The organism is Flammeovirga pectinis (assembly GCF_003970675.1).
GTDB classification, from domain to species: Bacteria; Bacteroidota; Bacteroidia; order Cytophagales; family Flammeovirgaceae; genus Flammeovirga; species Flammeovirga pectinis.
In genome coordinates, this window is record NZ_CP034562.1 from 4,637,018 (window position 1) to 4,658,687 (window position 21,670).

16 protein-coding genes and 5 tRNA genes are annotated in these 21,670 nt (G+C 32.2%); 7 read left to right on the forward strand and 14 right to left on the reverse strand.

The genetic code is table 11. The features are described 5' to 3' along the window. Positions 1 to 52 precede the first annotated feature (52 nt). The 8 genes from nadD to EI427_RS18340 form a co-directional block, all read right to left on the reverse strand. The gene (nadD, locus tag EI427_RS18305) at positions 53 to 625 is read right to left on the reverse strand and encodes a nicotinate (nicotinamide) nucleotide adenylyltransferase (protein WP_126617476.1); all 573 of its coding nucleotides are present in this window, start codon (positions 623 to 625) and stop codon (positions 53 to 55) included. Between the two features lie 12 nt (positions 626 to 637). Continuing rightward, entirely contained in the window at positions 638 to 1,315 is a 678-nt protein-coding gene (mnmD, locus tag EI427_RS18310) for a tRNA (5-methylaminomethyl-2-thiouridine)(34)-methyltransferase MnmD (RefSeq protein ID WP_126617478.1), read from the reverse strand. A gap of 87 nt (positions 1,316 to 1,402) precedes the next feature. Further along, positions 1,403 to 3,502: a peptidylprolyl isomerase gene (locus EI427_RS18315; RefSeq protein ID WP_126617480.1), complete on the reverse strand. Its 2,100-nt coding sequence runs from the start codon at positions 3,500 to 3,502 to the stop codon at positions 1,403 to 1,405. Between the two features lie 228 nt (positions 3,503 to 3,730). After that, positions 3,731 to 3,803 (reverse strand) — tRNA-Gly (locus EI427_RS18320). Positions 3,804 to 3,809: 6 nt separating this feature from the next. Beyond that, a tRNA-Leu gene (locus EI427_RS18325) sits at positions 3,810 to 3,893 on the reverse strand. A 126-nt stretch (positions 3,894 to 4,019) separates the two neighbouring features. Beyond that, positions 4,020 to 4,092: transfer RNA gene (locus tag EI427_RS18330), tRNA-Gly, on the reverse strand. Between the two features lie 6 nt (positions 4,093 to 4,098). Beyond that, a tRNA-Leu gene (locus EI427_RS18335) sits at positions 4,099 to 4,182 on the reverse strand. A gap of 37 nt (positions 4,183 to 4,219) precedes the next feature. Then, positions 4,220 to 4,292, reverse strand: a tRNA-Gly gene (locus tag EI427_RS18340). Positions 4,293 to 4,648: 356 nt separating this feature from the next. On the opposite strand from EI427_RS18340, the gene EI427_RS18345 reads away from it, so the two are divergent. Further along, positions 4,649 to 5,014 (forward strand): hypothetical protein, encoded by a 366-nt coding sequence (locus tag EI427_RS18345; protein ID WP_126617482.1) that lies wholly within the window; start codon positions 4,649 to 4,651, stop codon positions 5,012 to 5,014. A 5-nt stretch (positions 5,015 to 5,019) separates the two neighbouring features. On the opposite strand, the gene EI427_RS18350 is transcribed toward EI427_RS18345, so the two are convergent. Beyond that, positions 5,020 to 6,789 (reverse strand): tetratricopeptide repeat protein, encoded by a 1,770-nt coding sequence (locus EI427_RS18350; RefSeq protein WP_126617484.1) that lies wholly within the window; start codon positions 6,787 to 6,789, stop codon positions 5,020 to 5,022. A gap of 28 nt (positions 6,790 to 6,817) precedes the next feature. Beyond that, entirely contained in the window at positions 6,818 to 7,180 is a 363-nt protein-coding gene (locus tag EI427_RS18355; protein WP_126617486.1) for a response regulator, read from the reverse strand. Between the two features lie 549 nt (positions 7,181 to 7,729). Between EI427_RS18355 and recQ the strand changes: the two genes are divergently transcribed. Together recQ and era are read left to right on the forward strand one after the other, a co-directional pair. After that, on the forward strand, positions 7,730 to 9,871 hold the full coding sequence (recQ, locus tag EI427_RS18360; protein ID WP_126617488.1) for a DNA helicase RecQ: 2,142 nt from the start codon (positions 7,730 to 7,732) through the stop codon (positions 9,869 to 9,871). A gap of 117 nt (positions 9,872 to 9,988) precedes the next feature. Continuing rightward, on the forward strand, positions 9,989 to 10,882 hold the full coding sequence (gene era / locus EI427_RS18365; protein WP_126617490.1) for a GTPase Era: 894 nt from the start codon (positions 9,989 to 9,991) through the stop codon (positions 10,880 to 10,882). A 57-nt stretch (positions 10,883 to 10,939) separates the two neighbouring features. Here the strand turns inward: era and EI427_RS18370 are convergent, their stop codons facing one another. From EI427_RS18370 to EI427_RS18390, 4 genes are all read right to left on the reverse strand, one after another. Continuing rightward, positions 10,940 to 11,746 carry a hypothetical protein gene (locus EI427_RS18370; protein ID WP_126617492.1) on the reverse strand — a complete coding sequence of 269 codons (807 nt, stop codon included), beginning with the start codon at positions 11,744 to 11,746 and terminating at the stop codon, positions 10,940 to 10,942. A 4-nt stretch (positions 11,747 to 11,750) separates the two neighbouring features. Then, on the reverse strand, positions 11,751 to 13,217 hold the full coding sequence (locus EI427_RS18375; RefSeq protein ID WP_170178538.1) for a BatD family protein: 1,467 nt from the start codon (positions 13,215 to 13,217) through the stop codon (positions 11,751 to 11,753). A gap of 428 nt (positions 13,218 to 13,645) precedes the next feature. Beyond that, the gene (queG, locus tag EI427_RS18385; protein ID WP_126617498.1) at positions 13,646 to 14,584 is read right to left on the reverse strand and encodes a tRNA epoxyqueuosine(34) reductase QueG; all 939 of its coding nucleotides are present in this window, start codon (positions 14,582 to 14,584) and stop codon (positions 13,646 to 13,648) included. Beyond that, entirely contained in the window at positions 14,577 to 14,945 is a 369-nt protein-coding gene (locus EI427_RS18390) for an Hpt domain-containing protein (RefSeq protein ID WP_126617500.1), read from the reverse strand. The genes queG and EI427_RS18390 overlap by 8 nt, the downstream gene beginning before the upstream one ends. Before the next feature lie 630 nt (positions 14,946 to 15,575). Here EI427_RS18390 and EI427_RS18395 point away from each other — a divergent pair. The 4 genes from EI427_RS18395 (at position 15,576) to EI427_RS18410 (ending at position 21,613) form a co-directional block, all read left to right on the forward strand. Then, positions 15,576 to 15,887, forward strand: coding sequence for a DUF4286 family protein (locus EI427_RS18395; protein WP_126617502.1), 312 nt, complete (start codon positions 15,576 to 15,578; stop codon positions 15,885 to 15,887). 165 nt (positions 15,888 to 16,052) lie between these two features. Beyond that, entirely contained in the window at positions 16,053 to 18,014 is a 1,962-nt protein-coding gene (locus EI427_RS18400; protein ID WP_240655329.1) for a protein-disulfide reductase DsbD family protein, read from the forward strand. Positions 18,015 to 18,194: 180 nt separating this feature from the next. Continuing rightward, entirely contained in the window at positions 18,195 to 19,109 is a 915-nt protein-coding gene (locus EI427_RS18405) for a polysaccharide biosynthesis/export family protein (protein ID WP_126617506.1), read from the forward strand. A 26-nt stretch (positions 19,110 to 19,135) separates the two neighbouring features. After that, entirely contained in the window at positions 19,136 to 21,613 is a 2,478-nt protein-coding gene (locus EI427_RS18410) for a tyrosine-protein kinase (protein WP_126617508.1), read from the forward strand. Positions 21,614 to 21,670: the final 57 nt, after the last annotated feature.

Below are 21,670 nucleotides of genomic sequence, written 5' to 3' on the forward strand. Positions count from 1 at the left end.
AATCTCCAACTTAGGAAATTGCCCTTATTTTTATATCAAATGATACACTTACTTATTCATAAAAGCTTCTGCTATTTATCAGTTTTAAAACCCCTTCTGGAACTAGGTATCTAATATCCTTTTCTTCCTTAATTGAGTTTCTGATAAATGTTGCTGAAATATCTACCATAGGTGCATCAATCATTTTCACATTCTCATGTTCTCTTAAATCCGATTCCTTTACTTTTGGTCTAGGATAGACAAGTAACCCATAATCATTTAAGATGATTTCATAATTTTTCCACTTTTTAAATCCTGATAAGTTATCCTCACCAACTATCAATTTAAAATCAAAATGTGGATGCTTTGATGATAAATAAGCTAAGGTATCCACAGTGTAACTTGGCTTAGGCATTCTAAACTCAATATCTGATGATCTGAATTTAAAATTTCCTTCAATTGCTGCATTCACCATATCTAAACGATCGAATTCATGCAACAACGTATTCTTCTTTTTAAAAGGATTGTGAGGTGAAACAACAAACCACACTTCATCTAAATTTCCATTTTGCAACATGGCATTTGCAAGGATTAAATGCCCTACATGAATAGGGTTAAATGATCCAAAAAATAGTCCTACTTTCATTAGTATGCATTTTTATTTCTTCCAACCTCTTAACATTTCTCTTTTACCTGGAGGTCCTGGATATCGCTCCACTTTGTAACCCACACTTACCAAATCTCTTCTAAGCTGCCCTTTAGCACAGTATGTTACAAATATCCCTTGATCTATAGTAGCAGAAAAGCATTTTTCAAGGTTATCCATAGACCATACTTCAGGCTGTTTATTTGGAGCAAAAGCATCGAAGAAAATAACATCGAAGCCGCTACTTTTAGGGGCCGTAAATGTTTCTAATGTTTCCTTCTTCTTAGTAAGAATAAAGTTAGATAGGATTGCTACCTCTTCTTCCCAATTACATGAGTGTATTTGTTCAAAATAAGGAGTTAGCTCATTTGTTAAAAGGGAAGTGTAATTTAACTCTTCGAGTAATTCTGGCGTTAGAGGGTAAGGTTCTAGAGTTGTCATTCTAATAGTAACATCAGGATACTTTAAAGCCTGTTCTACCATCAGTATAACATTTAAACCCGTTCCCATACCTACCTCTAAGATAGACACGTCACTTTTTCCTTCTCTTATCGCATCCCATCCAGATTGTACAAATACATACCTAGATTCAGTTAACGCACCATGAGAAGAGTGATATGTCTCATTTAATGCCTCATTATATAATGAGCTTGAGCCATCACTTGTTTCAATAACTTTAATTTTTCCCATCACAAAAGGTTTTGGTTATAATTTCTATTTGAAACAAAAAGAGACCACCCTTTTGAGGTAGTCTCTTTTTTATATCTTAATCAATTTCTAGAAGAATTTGTAACGATTATCTTTCACATCAGAAAGAGTTTTTACAGCTTCTAAGATATTGTAATTAGCAGATCTTACGTATCTTCCTTCTACTTGACGTTGGTAAATAGAGTAGTCAGCAGTTTCTAAAGCTTTATCAGCTTTTCTCACTTTAATAACTAATACACTATTTTCATCAATGATTGGTTTTGATACATCACCTTGTTTTAAACCAAATGCAGTACCAATTGCTTTAGGAGCAAGACCTACACCTTGGATAGAAACATCATTTAAAGAAAGGTCAGAAGCAATATCAGATTTTGCACCATTACCATAACCTTTTCTGATATCCTCAATAGACTTACCAGAAAGCTTATTTAATTTAGCAGCAATTGCTTCAGCTTTTTTACCTTTTGTTGCTTGAACTTTAGCTTCGTTTTTAACATCAGCAAAATCAGCAACACCTTCTTCACGTGCACTCATTAAAGTAGCTACGATAAAACGGTCATCAAGATCAAATACTTCAGATACATCATTAACATCAGCATCATTATATGCCCAACGTATAACTTGTCTTACAGTATTTCCTCTTAAGCTATTGATAAATGTAGCAGTTGGAGCAATAGTTAATGCTTGCTCAATAAAGATTTTTTGATCTTCAGCTATTTTTTCAAAATCTTTTCTACCACCCTTAACAGACGCTGCAAATACAGATGCCTTACGGTATGCTTCATTTACTGTAGCATCAGATGGAGTTAATTTTTTCTCAACAACAGCTAAGTCAAACATTTTCTTTGTTTTTACTGCTGTTACTTTAATGATATGGTAACCAAATTCAGTTTTTACAACTCTATTGATTAAACCTGTTCTTCTAGCTGCAAATACAGCTTTATCAAATGCAGGAACCATACGTCCTTCAGAGAACCACTGTAAATCTCCACCTCTTGATTTAGTTGTTGGAGCAGCATCACCTACTTTCTTCGCTAATTCTTCAAAGTTTTCACCATTCTGAATTTTTCTTAAAGTAGCATAAGCTTCTTTTTTAGCAGCAGCATCATCTTTATCATTTTTGAATAAGATGTGTGATGCTTTAGCAGAATAAACAGAATCTGTAGACTCTCCTATAACTTTATAATCTCTATAAGAACCAGCAGCAAAGAAAGGTCCGTAAACTTTTCCTGTCTCTAATTGATCTGCTTCTAATACTGAAGGAAGACCAGTCATGTTAACTGACATAAAGTTAGCATTTCCATCTGTATGTGATTCTACAAAAGCAGTATCGTTAGATGTTCTTGCAAAAGAGATTGAAAGATCTTTCATTTCGTCTTCTAAGTTCTTTTTATCTCCCTCAGAAGCTTGAACTTTAAAAGTTACGAATTCGATACCTCTATTAGCATCACGCTTAAATTCTTCTTGGTTAGCATTGTAATATGCTTTAGCATCAGATTCAGTTACATTAACTGCAGAATCTGGCATAGAATAGAAAGGTACATTTACATATGCAATTTCTACTTTATCATTTTGCTTTTCGTATTCTTTCTTTCCTTCAAGATCAGAAGCAAAGTAAGTTCTTGAAATCAAGCTTTCGTATTTAATACGGCTACGAGAAGTTTTAATTTGTTGTTCAAATCCTAAGAATTGTTGGTACTGAGGAGATGTTGGTCCTTGCTGCTTTAAAGAAGCTAAGTACATTTTAATATTCTCTCTGCTCACTTGACCAGTAGAATCTCTAAAATATTGACCGAATTCTGGAGAAATATTATTTCCAGAGATCATATCATTTAACTCTTCAGGAGTAATCGTGATACCTAACTCTTCAATTTGTTGTCCATATGCTTCACGGTAGATTAACTCATTCCATGCCATTTGACGTACTCCTTGCATTTGCTGCTCATTAGGAGGAGTTGGGTAGTTTGATTTAATCTGATCGACTAACTCACTAAATTGTCTTAATTCGATTTCTTGTCCACCAATTTCACCAACAATATTTTTGTTGTTACCAAGTAGTGTTGAGTTAGGTGAGAATAAATCTCCTCCAACCATAAATAAAATCAGACCTAACGCGATGAATCCAACTGCAACGCCAGATTTTTCTCGGATCTTCGTAATTATTGCCATGATAAATTATAAATGCTTTATATATGAACCCTGTTCGTTTATTTATATAAATGTTTTTATCGCTGAGTATTGAAAAATATATACTTCAAAAAGTCACAAAGCGAATTTAAAACATGCAAATGTAACAAGGAAAAACGATTGCTACACTAATTAACACAAAAAAATGTAGGTATAACACCAAAAAAAAATACAAAAAAAAGCCTAACAGATAAATCTGTTAGGCTTTAGAGCGAAAAACGGGGTTCGAACCCGCGACCTCAACCTTGGCAAGGTTGCGCTCTACCAGCTGAGCTATTTTCGCGATTCGTACCAGAAGTGGGAATCGAACCCACACGAGGTTACCCTCACAAGATTTTAAGTCTTGCGCGTCTACCAGTTCCGCCATTCCGGCTCATCTATCATAAATGACAAATGAATTAAAATCTTTACATATTCATCATAACTGACACTGATGTTTCACATTACTGTGTTGAAGATGTCTCTCCAATTCAAATTACTAAATCACTTTAGTACTCCGAGCGAAAAACGGGGTTCGAACCCGCGACCTCAACCTTGGCAAGGTTGCGCTCTACCAGCTGAGCTATTTTCGCAATTTGTACCAGAAGTGGGAATCGAACCCACACGAGGTTACCCTCACAAGATTTTAAGTCTTGCGCGTCTACCAGTTCCGCCATTCCGGCCCATTCATCACAAGTGACGAATGAATCTTTTTAACTGAGCGAAAAACGGGGTTCGAACCCGCGACCTCAACCTTGGCAAGGTTGCGCTCTACCAGCTGAGCTATTTTCGCTTATCTCAATTAACTTTCTAAGGGTGCTTCCCGTTGAAAGCGATGCAAAGGTAAGTCAAGATTTTTTAAATCCAAAAAATATTTAATAAAAAGATTCAAACGAATGTCAACAACCTGATAATCAATTACGAATAATTTTAGAAGAGAATATATTAATGAACTTCTTCTAATCTTTAATGATAGTTATTGATTTACTTTTATTAAGCTATTACTTCATTAATTCCTATCACTGATATCTATATTTGTATCAGTAATCGTAGAATTCTTGTTTAAATCAGAAGGTTTTAATCATTTAATTCCACATAATCTAGAGTATTCTAGAAAGATTTCACTACTTTTAAAAGGACTAAAATATTATGGCAATATCAACATATCCTATGGATTTCAGTTTCACAGATACTCTTTTTGAAGGAGACAAGGAAGGATACATAGACTTTTTATCAATCTCTATTGATGAGTTTGAGTCTGACTTCCCAAAGTTAAAAGTTGCGTTAGAAGACAAGGATTCTGACTTATTTAGTGCTGTTAAGCATAAATTTAGCACAAGGTTACACACATTTAACCTCGATACTCTTGAGCGTTTTATGGCAGATGTTGGTGCTAATTATAAAGAAGATGTAAACTCTGTAGATCCAACAATGGCTTGGGCAGAATTAGAACGTCACCTTCGCAATATTCTTGATACTTTAAACGAGAAGTTAAGCGAAATCAAAAACAACTAATATACCTAAGGTATATTTTTCTCTTCTGAAAATATTATGACCTGTATCTCTTGTGCGTTTCTTTCGTACCTGCGAGACAGGTCTTCTTTGTTTACGGCTAGGTAATAATTTGACAGGTTGATATTGGCCTTGTAGGACACTTCGTTGTTCTTTAAAAACAATTTTGGAGCTAGACGTATAGGTTTGCTATAAAACTTCTCTACGGCTGCTTCTGTATCTCCTGTATCAAAAACTATGTTCCCTAGCAATAGATAACAACCCAATGTTTTAATATAATCTCTTCCGTAATTTGTTTGATAATACTCTAACAAAGAATTTCCATAAAAATAGGCAGAATCATATTCTTGATTACCGTATTTAATCATGGTTAAATTATTGAATGCTATAGCCTTCCATCTACTTTCTCTATCTTTTTCTAGGTCGATTACATTATGATACAATATAGACGCCTCTAAAGTATCTCCTTTCATTAATAACAACCCTGCCAGATCAATATTCTGAACTGCAATTTGAGTGCTATCTTTCTCTGTACCTAACTCCCATTCAATTTGATACGCCTTATTTGTATAAGTCTCTGCTTCAACAAAGTGCTCTAATTTTGTTTTACTTCTTGATAGTAAATGATAAATTTTAGCAGCCTCTAGATTATTTTCTCCAAATTGTTTTTGGTTTAATTTCAAAGAACTCTCAAATACTAAGAAAGCAATAGAATCTTGTTTTACTCTTTCAAACTTTTCACCTACCTGAATATACCAATCTGTTAAGTTCTGTAACTCTTCAACATCTTTTGTAGAAATAATTACATCATCAAATAACTTATTGTACCATTTATGCGATAGGTGATATTGATATCTACCAAAAAAAGAATCTGCAATTCTTCTTTCATACGTTTGCCTTCTTTGGTTAGTCCCGATATTTCCTACTAAAATACGTACAAATGCAGTTGCATTTTCATCAACCTTAGCATAATCTTCCTTTTGTAAATAAACAGAAGCAAGAGATTCGTACTGATCTGCCAATTGTAATGAATTCTTACCAAAAACCTTTAATGCAATTTTAACCGAACGCTCTAAATTAACAATAGCTACTTTAAAAGATCCTGTTTTTGCTTGTGCAGTAGCAATTCTATTTAGAATTTCTACCATATCTGCACGGTACTCAGTATCCATTTTTGCAATTACATCAGATGCTTTTGTGTAGTAAGAACTAGATGTACCGTAATTTTCTATTTCATAATGGAAAGTACCTAACGTCATATAAACATTTACTAAAGAAAAATAATGTGCTTTTCCTTCTGCTTGTTCATAAGCTTCTAAGGCCTGTTCGTAATAATTAATAGCAATGTTAGATAACTGATGATGTCTAAATATCTGGGCAAGATAAATATACATATCACCAATAAAAGCATAGTTAGGGGTAGGATTTGACCTGAGGACAGCTAAACCTCTTTGAATATATTGAGAAGCGATATTGGAATAGCCATTATCTGCAAACTTTTCGGCAATCCTTTTATGAAGTAATACTATTCTTTCGTCCGTATTACTGTAGTTTTGATTAGCAATATCAATAAGACTATCTGCAAGTGCAGTAGCTTCGATATGATATTTATTAGAAATTAAAGAATCTAACTCTACTTGAATATCAGAAATTGAATGTTCTTGAATTTTAATTGAGTCTTTTTCTTCTGTTTGTGCAGACGCAAAAAAAGGCAACAGCATTAATATATACACACCAATCCCTACAAGCACACTTCTATGTATAGTAATTACTCTCACCTCCTCAATTCATTCTATGGAATAAGAATTACTCTATTTCCTTCAATTTAACCGGTGTTAATGGCTTAATGATAATACCTGCTACTTGTTCATATTGAGCCGCTCTTTTACGATCATCAGAAGTTACATCAGCAGATAACATATATACATTACTCGCATCTATCCCTTTTGTTTTTAATTGATCAAGAAAATCCCAACCAGTACTTGGAGGCATATTAATATCTAAAAATACAATTTCAGGTTTATAATCATCCCAAGCATTTGCCGCTTCAGTAACATCTAAAAAAGTTGTCACGTTTTCACCAAAATTAGTTTTTTCGATCATCTTTCTACAAATCAAGTTATTTGTAGGGTCATCATCAATAACAAAAACGTTTTTATAATTACTCATGTTTTTTTTGAAGGGTATCTATATTTTAAATCAGATAGATTATTGAATCATTAAATAAGAATTCCTACAAATGTAAAATTCTTTACTGACACTTTTACAAAAATTTGCATAATAAAAAAAGGTGAGCATTACTCACCTTCTTTCTAACCAATTCAATTATTTAAACTTCCATCGAAATATTTATAACCTAAAGGCATAAATTGTTTCTAGAAAACAATCATCGGTAAATTTGCGTAATTCGCAATAAAATAACTTTTTGTTTGCTTTCTTGACTGTAAACATATTATAATATTAACTATTTCGCAAATAATCAGCTGTATATTTTCATTATTACCATTAAAAATCTATATATCTATCTATTTTATTATCAAAACAATAGCTATTCTTATAAGTACTACATAGAGTAAGTAGAGTAATGAATTATCATTCAATTATTCTAAGTGTAATTCAATTTATTTTTTTCTATCATAAAAGATAATAGTTTAAAATCTATTTGAGAAGATTACCTATAGGTCGTAACTTGTCAAGAAATTCTGTTAAAATATTTACATGGATATATCCACTGCTCAACATGCCCTTAAGCAATACTTTGGGTACGATCGATTCAGACCAATGCAAGAAGACATTATTGCTAATGTCTTATCAAAACAAGATACGGTAGTATTAATGCCTACAGGTGGTGGTAAATCTATCTGTTATCAAATTCCTGGGATTATTTCTCACGGAACAGCTATTGTAATTTCTCCGTTAATTGCATTAATGAAGGATCAGGTTGAAAGCTTAAAAGCAAATGGTGTTCCTGCTGCTTTTATTAATAGTTCTCAAAACTATGTTGAACAAAGAGAGATAGAAGAAGACCTTATTCATGAACGCTTAAAATTATTATATATATCTCCTGAAAAATTATTGGCTCCTCAGTTTCTTGATTTTTTATGTAGACTACATATTAGTTTTATTGCCATAGATGAGGCACACTGTATCTCTCAGTGGGGACATGACTTTAGACCAGAATACACTCAATTAGCTTCATTAAGACTACGTTTTCCTGATATCTCATTTATTGCGCTTACAGCTACAGCTGATAAAGCAACAAGGAATGATATAGCTAGACAGTTAAATATGAAGGACCCTAGAATGTATATTTCTTCTTTTGATAGACCCAACCTAAGCTTAAGAGTAGAGGCTGGTCAGAAAAGGATTGAAAAAATCATTCACTTTTTAAGAGATAGGCCAAATCAATCTGGTATTGTATATTGTCTTTCTCGAAAAAACACAGAGTCTTTAGCTAAAAAGCTAAGAGCAGCCGGTCACAATGCTATGTATTACCATGCAGGAATGCCTGCAGCTGAACGATCTAGGGTACAAGAAAGTTTTATTAAAGATGACATTCCTATTATTTGTGCTACTATAGCCTTTGGTATGGGAATCGATAAACCCAATGTACGTTGGGTAATACATTATAACCTACCTAAAAATTTAGAAGGGTATTACCAAGAAATTGGTAGAGCAGGGAGAGATAGCTTACCATCTGATACTTTATTGTTTTACACTTTTGCAGATGTAATGCAACTGCGTGAGATGGTTGGCGATAGCGGACAATCTCAACTACAGCTTTCCAAACTGGAACGTATGCAACAATATGCAGAAACACGTACTTGTAGAAGACGGATTCTTTTAAGTTACTTCGGAGAAAGTTTAGGTAAAGATTGTGGTAACTGTGATGTTTGTAGAAATCCTCCTGAATTATTTGATGGTACTGTGATTGCTCAAAAAGCTATGTCTGCTATTATTCGATCTTCGCGCGAGATGAATAAAAGCCTATCTGCAGGTATGCTAATTGACTTATTAAGAGGATCTCGTAGAATTGACTTAGTACGTGCCGGTTTTGATCAGATTAAAACATACGGAGCAGGTAAAGATATTAGTTATGATCATTGGCAATTGTACCTTCAGCAAATGCTTAATTTAGGTTTAGTAGAAATAGCCTACGATCAGCATAATACTTTTAGAGTTACAGAAACAGGTAAGAATATCCTTTTAGGAAAAAATCCTGTAAACTTTGCAAAGTTATCTCAATTTAAAGCTACTCCATCAACAAAAACACCTACCAAAAAGGTTTCTGCAAAAGAAGAATTATTTACAACTCTTTTCGAAGCTTTACGTGTTTTACGAAAATCTATTGCAGATAAAGAGGGAATACCTCCTTATGTTGTTTTTAGTGACGTTACCATTAAAGATATGGCAGAAAAAATGCCTATTGCTGTAAATGATATGGTGAAAGTATCTGGTGTTGGTGAAGTTAAATTGAAAAAATATGGGAACCAGTTTATTGGAGCTATTGTTAGGTTTATTATCACTAAATCTAAAGAAGGTTTTAAAATAAAAGGCAGTTCTCTCTTGTTAACGTATGAATTATATCAAAAAGGACTTGGTATTCATGAGATAGGACAGCAAAGGCAGTTAAGAGATGAAAGTATCTTTAACCATCTTGCTACTTTATACGAGATGGGTTATACTATTGATATCTTTCAGTTTATTACAGGAGAACAACTAGAAGCTGTCGCAGAGGCTATTCGTACTATTGGTAGCAATCAAGGAGTTAAGCCAATTTTTGATTTTTTTAATGGAGAGCTACCTTATAGTTGTATTTATTTCGGACTCGCACATTTTAATCGAACTGTTGGAGTCTAATTATAGTTAATAATTAATAGTGGAATACAGTTTCTATTTAAGAAAACATTAAATAGAAACTCTAATCCACTTTAAACATAGAATTAAACATTAATAATATTTATTTATTAGTAAATCATGAGTGAAGCAAAAAAACATAAAGCAGGTTTTGTGAGTATTGTAGGAAAACCTAATGTGGGAAAATCTACACTCATGAATGAATTGGTAGGCGAACGTTTATCAATTATTACTTCAAAAGCACAGACTACACGTCACCGTATTATGGGGATTATGAGTACTGAAGATTATCAGATTGTTTATTCTGATACTCCTGGTATTATCAACCCTAAATATGAGTTACATGAGTCGATGATGAACTTTGTTGATAACTCTCTACAAGATGCAGATGTTATTCTTTTTGTTACTGATATTTTTGAGCAGTTCAAAGAGAAAGATGCCTTGATTAAACTTGAGAAGACAAATGTTCCAATTATTGTAATCATCAATAAAATTGACCTAGCAAAACAAGATGATGTTTTAACTAAGGTAAATTATTGGCAAGAAAAATTAAATCCTAAAGTGATAATGCCCGTTTCGGCTTTACATGGTTTTAATGTTCCTGTTATTCTAGATGAAATCTTAAACTTGCTTCCAGAACATGAAGCATTTTATGATAAAGAAGAATTAACAGACAAGCCTATGCGTTTCTTTATTTCTGAGATTATTCGTGAAAAAATATTCTTACATTATAAAGAAGAGGTGCCTTACTCTTGCGAGGTGATTGTAGAAAGCTATAAAAACGAAAAGGATATTGTAAAAATCCGTGCCGTTATTATGGTTGAAAGAGAAAGTCAGAAAGGAATAATTATTGGTAAAGGTGGATCTAAATTGAAACACGTGGGAGCCGATTCTAGAAAGGATATGGAAAAGTTTTTACAAAAGAAAGTATTCTTAGAGACGTTTGTTAAAGTAGATTCTGATTGGCGTAAGAATGATAAGAGTTTAAAAATGTTTGGTTACAAGCAAGATTAAATTTAATGATATAACAAAAAAGCGAGAAGCATCAATTACAGATTCTTCTCGCTTTTTTTATTTAGGAACTCCAATAGTAATTATTGAATTGGTTATATTTCTTTTATCATCAAACCCCGACATCCTTAGTTCATAAATGCCGACACTATCAAAATCAAATGTCTCATTAACTATGTAAGGTCCTGCACCAGGTACTGGAGGAGTTAAAGTATAGGCTAGTAACGAATCATATACAATACCATCCGTTTCTATAGAATCAGGTTCATATACTTTAGAGTACATTGTCATATTACATGCATTCAGATTATTATCTAAATCATCTAATGTAAATCTGATATTAAAAGTAGAAGTTGTTGTACCATTTACACTATCTTCTTCAAAATCTTGATACTTAAAAAATGGTGCATAGTTTCTAAATTCCATAGGAATAGTTACCCTAGAACCATCATTTAATGCTAAATCTCTATAATCTAAATGTATATCATATAACCCCGAAGCTGCTATATGGTAACCCTCTGAATTCTCTCCACCTGATATGGTTGCTTTTGAATATGTTTCTGACTGAGCTCCTCCAATTGCAAAAGTATCAATTGTATTTAAGAAAGCTGGAACCCTTAAACCAGGAACATCATTATCTTTAGATTCATAAGTGATAGAATAAGATAACATACCACCAACATCTCTAAAAAAGGCTCTAAATTCTAAATCTGTATATAAGGTATCAATCATTACCTCTCCAGATCCATCATTATCATTTATAGTAAACCAATCTACTACAGGAGGTACAGTATCAACATACTTTTCGCAAGATGATAAAAGTAGTAGTAAAATGATTTTTATATTTAGAGAGAAAAAACTCTTCATACTATTAGATTTTTTTAAACAACAATACACCTGTTGTTACTAAGGTTATTACTACAAAGATGTTTAAAATTATTTGAATCCAAGAAGTTTCACTCATCGATACAAGAGAATTGTCTGCATTTTTCATAGAATCATAAAAAGATCCTAAATCTGTTTTTGAAATATTTGCGTCTCTTAAACTTTTTCCTTCAACTGTAATTGTTCCTTCAGGATGTAGAATCTCATACTTTTTAGTTCTAGGGTTAAATATCGACAAGCTTACAAAATCTTTTAGATTATATGTTCCTGGTTCTTGTGGCTCTATATAATATGTAAATTGCTTAGAACCCACTACTCGGTTATTTGCTCTCTTAATATTTTGAGAGATACTTGGAGGATAGAATAAAAGATTTTCAGAATCTATTACATCTGGTTCTCTAATAGACGATATATTACCTTCACCTTCCACTTTAAACTCAAGTGTTACACTTTCTCCAGTCTTAATTTTGGTATCACTCACACCTTCCTTCATGCGGTAATTACCAACACTAGCAATACTTTTAAATTGACTCTCTGGAAGTGGTTTTACTTTTATAGTTCTTCCCTTTGATTTAAAAACCTCAACATCTTCTTTCCTATTTCTCCCAAAAAATGATTGACGTTGTGCAACTTGATACTTAATCATTTTTAATTGAGTAGGAGCTACAACAATATCTTCGGTATTAAGTGGGTAAAACATGGCTTCATATATTTTATACTGACGATATGATTTACCATTTACTGTTACATATTCTGGATGAATAGACTCAATATTAAAATTCTCTTCCCAACAATTCTTCGGCTTGACCTTTTTAAGAATATCCGATATTTGCTCATCTATTTTAAAGAACTCTAATTCTGCTCTGTTTGTAACAGAAACATAAAAGGAAATATCCATTCTAAAACCTTCTCCTCTATAAACTGATCTCTTATCTGTACTTACAGCATAAAAGGCATCTGCCTTTACATCTATAAATTGTTGCTCTTGTTGTTGCTTCTGAGAACCTCCATTCCCCCAGAAATCTGCAAAAGGATCGTAAGACTGACGCTGAACAGGATTACCAACTTTAATTGTTGCCCCTTTACTATTTACAGATTTGCCATTTACTGACATCTTAAATGGTTTTAATACAAATGTTCCCTTTTTAGTTGGAGCATACATTTGTGTAACACTCTGCTGAGTAGATACTTGGCCATTTATGATAGAGGTTTGGCTAGATGTAGAAGGTCTTCCTTTTCTAAATCCTTGTATATCAGGAAATTGAGAATAGTTAGTTAATCTTCCATTCTTTACTGTTAAGGTAATTTCAAAATTTTCATTCTGACCTATTTCAGTTCCTCCAATGTTGACTGTAACTGTTTGTGCTATACCTTCTATTCCTAATAAAAGTAAGCCCAATACAAAAACTATATGCTTAATTTTATTATGGTATTTGAATGCTACTGATTTCATACCGTAAATATCTAAATTCATATCTACAAAAAATGTGAAAAAAATAAAAAATTAAAGAATAATTACTAAAAATGTAACTTTTACACTATATTCACGTTAACGAACATAGGAAATATAATTGATGACAACTATATATTTTATATAACCAAACAACCAAGTAACAAAAAACCCGATCATGCTTGAATATTCAAAAATAATTCTAAAGAAAGTTTCGTTCGATCGTCACCTATTCTTAAAAGAATTACGCAAGTCTTTGGGGATTCTCTCGATCAATGAAGTTTTATCATTAAGATCATGGAGTAAATCAACTTTCCCAAATTATGCATTTTTAATACAAAACGAATGTAATAAACATATTAGCTCATATTCTTTAGTTGGCTAATATAAAGTTACAGAACTTATAAACTAAAAAGTGATTATTTAGATAATCACTTTTTTTTTGCGAAAGAAATATTTCGCATTAGCCCAGCATATTTTGTTCTCTTAATTGCAGATTTTCTAAATAGCTCTTTAAAGACATCCTCTGTTAATTCTTCCCACTCTTTCTTATTTACATTACCCAATTCTTCATGAGGATTAAATGCATTGGTAGAATGTGAAGAAGAAAACCGATTCCATGGACACACATCTTGGCAAATATCACAACCAAAAATCCAATCATTCATTTTACCTTCGAACTGTGTTGGAATTTGATCTTTCAATTCAATCGTTAGGTATGATATACATTTACTACCATCTACAACACCCTTTTCTGGGATTGCCTCAGTAGGGCAAGCATCTATACACCTTGTACATGTTCCACAAAAGTCTTTAACAGGAGGATCTGCTTCTAGATCAAGATCAATTATTAGTTCTGCAAGGAAAAAGAAACTGCCCATTTGTCGGTTAAGTAATAAACTATGTTTTCCTACCCAACCTAAACCTGCTTTTTTTGCCCAAGCCCTTTCCATTACAGGAGCTGAATCTACAAAAACACGTCCATCTACTTCTCCAATTTCAGCATTAATAAATTTAACAAGATCTTTCAACTTATGTTTTATTACATAATGGTAATCTTCTCCATAAGCATATTTAGCAATCTTATAATTACCTTCTTGTCCTAAATCTTTTTCGGGATAGTAGTTATAAGAAAGCATTACCACAGATTTTGCTCCTTCAACTAGTTTGGTAGGATCTAATCGCTTGTCAAAATGATTCGCCATATAGCCCATTTCTCCATGCATGTTATTTTTAAGCCATTTCTCTAAAGGGTCTGCTTCTTCCTCTAAAAAACCAGCCTTGGCTATACCACATTCAGAAAAGCCCAAGCGTTTGGCTTCGGCTTTTATTAAGGCAGCATTTCTTTCTTTTTGTAATTGTTTATTCACTACTACTATTCATTGCTTTTAGAGAAGCGTTACCACATTGTTCTATTTGATCAATAATTCTCTTCTCTTGAAGTCGTTTGATACTTAATTTTTCAGCACCTTGAGCCATTTTATGTAAACGAGTAGCTCCTAAAGTTCCTGCAATACCTTTTAAAGTATGCATAGCCTCAAAAATACATTGCTGATTATCATTTTTAAGACCCGAACGAGCACTATTAATAAGATCGTGTAAGTCTTGTTCAAAACTTTCAACTAATCCTTTTAATTGATACTCATTAATTGCAAAGGTCTGAATTTCTGTCCAAATCTTTAGCTTTAATAATGGTATTGTAGTATATGTTGTGAAATAATTAGGTTTCATAGATACTACCTACAACGTTTTAAAGACAGGATCGTTTGTGAGGACATGTACTAATTTTATAGTAAAGCAGTATATTCAAAATAATTATTTGAAAAATTACTTTATAATTACTTATTGGAACTTTTTTGTAAAGTGTTTATTAGATAGTAATAAACAGCGAAGTACCTACTCAACTTCTTGGAAGAGTAAAAATATCTATTCTTATTATTCCAAATTACCCATGATCTATTCTTTAATAATTTATGTAAGTATTTTCATCAACTAGATAGTAAAGATGTAAGCGTAAATATTTACGTAGTTAAGTTAACTACCTAAATATCAACTATTAATATGCATTTATCTTTTACAATATCATTTATACTCTATATATTTTATATATCTATTAATAAGTGCAATACTTGTGCGTAAATAAATACGTAGTAATTTATGCTAAGGAAATAAAACCAACTAAAAAGGAAATATATCCAATTAAAATTCAATTTTAATGATTGATATTTACAATATTATCATATTTCATATAAATAGAATTTTGATAGTAGAAGCCTTATTTTAATTTATCCTTTAAAATAAGAAACGAAAAATAGTTGATTTCTAGTAGAGTGTGTATTTTGCAAAAAAATAAAAAATTACATGATCTTATATAATATATCATTCCACGTTGAAGACGAAATGTTATCTTCTTGGAAAGAATGGATGAAGGCCTTCTTTATCCCTGAAGTGATGAAAACGGAATGTTTTCAAGGTTATAAATTAATGAAACTTCTCTCTGAAAAAGCCGAGAATCAAGGTACTAACTTTGCATTAATGTTAGATGTAGAGAATTTGTCTTCCGCAGATAAATTTATGCGTTCACATGAAGCCGAATTACACGCTACCTTAAAAGAGAAATTCGGAGAAAAAGTCAATCAGTTTAGATCTGTACTAAGAGAAGAAACACTCTAATCATCATAATAATTAGTATAATTGATCACTTTTAATTCTAAATGTGATCTGCCTCACAGATTAAAGTTACTTTAAGTAGTAAATAGTGACTTCTAATTATTATATCAATCATAAATAATGTATAAAATTACTAAATCAATCAGCCTAACTTTGATGTTTTTATTAATGACCCTGTCATCAATAAATGCTCAATTAATTAACCCAGTAACATGGAATGCGGAGTTATCTAATCAAGATGCCAAAGCCGGAGATGTTATTGAAATTTCATACCATGCAACAATTAAAGATGGATGGTATTTATACTCTTCAGATTTTGATCCAGATTTAGGACCAATGTTAACTGAAGTTGAGTACAAGCCTAATAACACTTATCAAATAGCAGGAGAGTTTACACCTATCAACCCTAAAAAGAAATATGATGAACTTTGGGAAGGAGATGTTACTTACTTCAAAAAACATGGTGAGTTTACTCAAAAAATCAAAATCTTAAAAGATGATTTCAAAATTGAAGTAGATATTTCGGGACAAAGTTGTTCTGATGAAACAGGACAATGTATCCCTTTAGGTAAAGAATTTGTTCTAGGGAATAAAGAAGCTAAAGTTTCTAGTATTAGTTCTGTTACTGAAACTAAAAATACAGAAGAACTAAAAGCTGTTAGTTCTAGCGGACAACCTGCAGAAGATGAAAGTATCTGGGGTTTTATGATCTCAGCGTTCATTTTTGGTTTAGCTGCTATTTTTACGCCGTGTGTATTCCCAATGATTCCTCTTACAGTATCATTTTTTACTAATCAGAGTGGAGGAAAAGCAAAAGCATTATTTTATGGTTTAAGTATAGTAGGTATTTATGGTTTGTTTGGTGTTGTATTAGCACCTCTCGCTGGCGATCCTAGTGTTGCAAATGCAATTAGTACTCACTGGATTCCAAACATCCTTTTCTTTACAATATTCATCATTTTCGCTATGTCATTTTTTGGCATGTTCGAGATTACAATGCCTAGTTCATTAGTAAACAATGTTGATCAGAAGTCTGATAAAGGAGGTTTCTTCTCTGTCTTTTTTATGGCATTTACACTAGTATTGGTTTCTTTCTCATGTACAGGGCCAATCGTTGGAACAATTCTAATTGAGTCTGTAGGTGGAGCATATCTTAAACCTATTTTTGGTATGTTAGCTTTTGCATCAGCATTTGCACTACCATTTACAATTTTTGCTTTATTTCCTGGTTTAATGAAGAATTTACCAAAATCTGGTGGATGGTTAAACTCCGTAAAAGTTGTTTTAGGTTTTGTTGAATTAGCCTTAGCATTCAAATTTTTATCAACAGTAGATTTAGTATACCATTGGGGTATCTTGGATAAAGATATTATGGTTGCTATCTGGATTGCAATATCAATTATGCTAGGATTGTATTTATTAGGTAAAATTCGTTTACCACACGATTCTCCAATGGATACAGTTAGTCCTCCAAGACTTATTTTAGCAACAATTGTATTCTCTTTTGTATTTTATTTGATTCCAGGATTATTTGGAGCTCCATTAAAAATGTTGTCAGGTATTTTACCACCTCAAACACACCACACATTTGATATTAACGCTATAGTAAGACAAGAAGTCGAAAATGCATCTATATCAAATGGTGAACAAAATGAGATGCTATACCCAGTAAAATATGGAGATATATTCCATTTACCACACGGTTTAAAAGGATACTTTAATTATAATCAAGCAGTAGCTGCATCTAAGAAATTTGGTAAACCTATCTTTTTAGATTTTACAGGACATGGTTGTGCAAACTGTAGAAAAATGGAAGATAACGTATGGTCAGACCCTAGAGTTCTTCAAAGATTAAAAGAAGATTATATCATTTTGGCATTATATGTAGATGATCCAACTAAGCTTCCAAAAAGTGAGTGGATAACGTCAACTTTTGATGGTAATGTTAAGAAAACAATTGGGGCGAAAAACTTCGATTTTCAGATTACTAAATTTAATAGCAATGCTCAACCTTATTATTGCCTATTAGATAGTGATGGAGAGAAAATGATCCCTGCCAAAGCATATGATTTAAATGTTGAAAACTTTATCGAATTCTTAGATAATGGTGTAAAATCATTCAAGAAATAAGTTTTTTATAAAATAGTTAAGGCCTACTCTTTGATTTATGATCAGAGAGTAGGCCTTTTTTATTACTTTTGTTAGATTAGGAACCCCAATGGAAAGTAAAGATTTTCCATCTAATTTTTTTATAAGTTTTATCAAAAACTCTTTCGCTAAATTGATAAATGCTTTGTGATAATTCGAAACATGAAATACAAACATTATATATATACTCTTTTACTACTTTTGGTTGCTTTATCATCTTGCTCTATACGTAAGAGTATTCTATTTAAAACAGACGAGAGTATTAATGAAGATGCATTTTTAAATGCAGAAAATTCCGCAATGAATAACTACACCATTGAGGTAGATGACTTTATCGCAATGTCTGTTTTTACAAACGATGGAGAAAAAGTAGTAGACCCTAACGGAGATTATTTACAACCTTCTCAAATTGCATCATCAAGAAGAAATTCTTCTTCTGGAAATGCAGGTAATAATGGGATGATTGAGAACCCTAATAGTGCCATGAATGCTCCTATTAGAGAAAATGGTGATGAACCTAAAAAATACCTTGTAAAATCTGATAGTTCTGTAAACTTACCTCTAGTAGGAAATATCAATTTAGTTGGACAAACATTAGAACAAGCAAATATCACATTAGCAAAAGCATATAGTAAATTCTATTTAGATCCTTATGTAGCCACTCAATACACAAATAAACGTGTAATTGTAATGGGAGCAACTGGGGCTGAAATTATACCATTAAGAACAGAACACATGACTTTATTAGATGTTATTGCATTAGCTTCACAAGGAGCTGCTGCAACAGCAAAAAATAATGGTGTACCTGTTCAAAACGATATTATGGCAACAAATATTCGTATGATTAGACCTGACCCTAAGTATGGGTTTAATAAACCATCAGTACAAATTGTTGATTTAAGTACAATTCAAGGTCTTGCTAAAGCAAATATCAATGTAATGCCAAATGATGTGATTTATCTTGAACCAAGAAGAAAATCTGATACACGTAATCTTCAAGATTTAACGTTATTGGTAAGTGTAGTATCAAGTGTTGTATCACTTTACTTGCTAGTTCAACAAATTGCCACAAATTAATAGTGAAAGTTTAAAAGCTTCCGTTTATGACAGATTTTGATAAAGAATGGGACGACCTCAATAATGAAGGCGATAACCTTTCTAATAATATAGATTTTGATAAACTTGAATTTGTAATCAAGAAAAAGTTTATCTGGGTTATTCTCATTTTAATGATGGCAGGTATATGCGCATTCCTCTATATAAGATGGACACCTAGAATCTATGAAGCAAGCACACTTAATCAAATTAAGTTAACCTCTTCTTCTCAAGATTTTGCTGAGAAATTTGGTATCATGAACAACTCCTTGAATGATGGTAAACTAGAAAGTGAGATGGCTCTAATTACTTCTGGTGTTACATATAACCGTGTTATTGATTCTTTAATTGATCTAACAGTTACTTATCAATCTGTTGGAGATGTAAGAGATTCAGAATTATTTGGAGATGCAGTTCCTTTTACCTTTGAATACCCCAATAATGTTCAACCTACTTTAAAGGATTTACCTTTCTTTTTAGAATTTAGTAATGGAGGTAAAGATTTTATTATCACCTATAAAATTGGTGAACAACAAATAGAAATTGCAGGGAAATCTGGGCAAAGATTCTCTTTAGGTGGACGCCCTATTATCATTAGAAGTAAATCTCCAAATGTTGATAATAATAAATATTCCTTTCAGTTTAATTCAAAGTCAAGTATCACTAATTTTATTCGAAAAAATATTAGTGTTTTAATATTCGATCCAAAAGCAAATACAATCCAAATTTCTTTTAAAGCAGCAAATAGAGAAAAAGCAGTAGCCGTGCTAAAAGCTATAAATACAGCCTACAGTCAGTTATCTAGAGAGAGTAAAGCTTTAGTTTACGAAAGAGCTTTAACTTATCTATTTAAACAAATTGATACAACAAAAGACTCTCTAGCACTTCAAGAAAAAAAGATGAGAGCAATAAGCTATGGTAAAGATTTATCTTCTTATATGGAAGCCGGACCTATTGTAGGCAATATTCAAGAATTAGAGAAGTCTTTATCTTCACTTAAAAATGAAAAGAAGAAATACCAAAAATTAAGACACTTTCTTGAAGCCGATAGTAGTATAGTTTACATACAAGCTTATGCTACTATTCTTACAGATGGTAGTATTTCTTCTAGTCTAGATGAGCTTGCAAAATTAGAAACTGAAGCTTTAAGAATTAAAGACTCTTATACATCAAATACAATTGCTAGTAATGCTAAACTAGAACTTTATAAAAAGCTACGTTATGAGGTGGCTGAATCTATTAAATTCGCAGAAGAATTTTTAGACGGTAATATTAGAGATCTTCAAAGAGAAATCTCAAAATTAAAAACTGTCTTTTATAAAAATATTGGAGGAGATCCTGATCTTAAAAAGATTGAAAAAAGAGTTGAAATTTATACTAGTATTTATGATCTGCTTACCAATAAAATGATTGAGGTAAGTATGGCACAAGCTAGTACAATAGAAAGTTCTGCCGTAATTAATGAGGCTTACGCAAGTAAGATTCCTATTGCTCCAAAAAAGTTTATTGCGGTAGCTATAAGCATGGCTATTGGTCTATTCATCTCTGTTATAATGCTTGTTATTGTATACATCAGAATGGATAAAATTAGTGGTATTAAGCATCTGGAGCGCAGAACAGGAATGCCAATTTTAGGACTAATTCCAAAATATCAGAAAGAGGAAATGGCTGTCTCTAGATTAGTTGTTTCTGCAGATCCAAAATCTACAATGAGTGAAGCTTTTAGATCTGTCAGAACTAACTTAGATTTCATGGTTTCAGATAGTTTTGATGCAGAAAATAGTAAAGATGCTCGTGTAATTTCTGTTACTTCTACCATTAGTGGAGAAGGGAAAACATTTATTGCCTCTAACCTTGCTGGTATTATTGCTATGTCAGACAAAAAAGTAATAATGGTAGACCTCGATCTACGAAAACCAAAAGTTCATTTAGCATTTGGAGGTAGTAATATTAAAGGAGCTTCATCAATTCTTATTGGGCAAACTACTATTGAAGAATGCTTACAAGATACTGATATACCTACTTTAAAATATATTAGTGCAGGTCCTATTCCTCCAAACCCATCAGAATTGGTCATGTCTAAGAACTTTATCAATTTCTTGGCAAAATTAAAAGAGGAGTACGATGTGGTCATGTTAGATTCACCTCCTGTAGGTTTAGTTACAGATGGAATGATAATTATGCGTCATGTAACTAACCCTATTTATGTTGTAAGAGCAGATTATTCTAAAGTCTCTTTTATCGATAACGCAAACAACCTTTACAAATCTAGTAAGTTTCCAAATATCTCAATTATTCTTAATTCAGTTCCAGACAGAAGAAGTTATGGTGGTTATGGCTATGGCTATGGTACAATGTCTTATAGTGCTGATGGTTTTGGCTATGGATATACCTACGGATACGAATCTGATATGACAGAAGGAGACTTAGCCTACTTCGATGAGAAGAAAAAGCCATTTTGGAAAAAGCTATTTAAAAATAAGTAAAAACACATTTGGGTTTTATAACGTACATAAGTATATGTTTATACTTAGTCTTCGTAC

Coding starts and splice junctions, on each gene's coding strand:
- EI427_RS18370 (WP_126617492.1), bottom strand. CDS start 11,746: ATGAAGAGTTTTTTCTCTCTAAATATAAAAATCATTTTACTACTACTT.
- EI427_RS18400 (WP_240655329.1), top strand. CDS start 16,053: ATGACCCTGTCATCAATAAATGCTCAATTAATTAACCCAGTAACATGG.
- EI427_RS18375 (WP_170178538.1), bottom strand. CDS start 13,217: ATGAAATCAGTAGCATTCAAATACCATAATAAAATTAAGCATATAGTT.
- EI427_RS18390 (WP_126617500.1), bottom strand. CDS start 14,945: ATGAAACCTAATTATTTCACAACATATACTACAATACCATTATTAAAG.
- recQ (WP_126617488.1), top strand. CDS start 7,730: ATGGATATATCCACTGCTCAACATGCCCTTAAGCAATACTTTGGGTAC.
- EI427_RS18405 (WP_126617506.1), top strand. CDS start 18,195: ATGAAATACAAACATTATATATATACTCTTTTACTACTTTTGGTTGCT.
- EI427_RS18345 (WP_126617482.1), top strand. CDS start 4,649: ATGGCAATATCAACATATCCTATGGATTTCAGTTTCACAGATACTCTT.
- EI427_RS18410 (WP_126617508.1), top strand. CDS start 19,136: ATGACAGATTTTGATAAAGAATGGGACGACCTCAATAATGAAGGCGAT.
- nadD (WP_126617476.1), bottom strand. CDS start 625: ATGAAAGTAGGACTATTTTTTGGATCATTTAACCCTATTCATGTAGGG.
- EI427_RS18315 (WP_126617480.1), bottom strand. CDS start 3,502: ATGGCAATAATTACGAAGATCCGAGAAAAATCTGGCGTTGCAGTTGGA.
- EI427_RS18395 (WP_126617502.1), top strand. CDS start 15,576: ATGATCTTATATAATATATCATTCCACGTTGAAGACGAAATGTTATCT.
- era (WP_126617490.1), top strand. CDS start 9,989: ATGAGTGAAGCAAAAAAACATAAAGCAGGTTTTGTGAGTATTGTAGGA.
- mnmD (WP_126617478.1), bottom strand. CDS start 1,315: ATGGGAAAAATTAAAGTTATTGAAACAAGTGATGGCTCAAGCTCATTA.
- EI427_RS18355 (WP_126617486.1), bottom strand. CDS start 7,180: ATGAGTAATTATAAAAACGTTTTTGTTATTGATGATGACCCTACAAAT.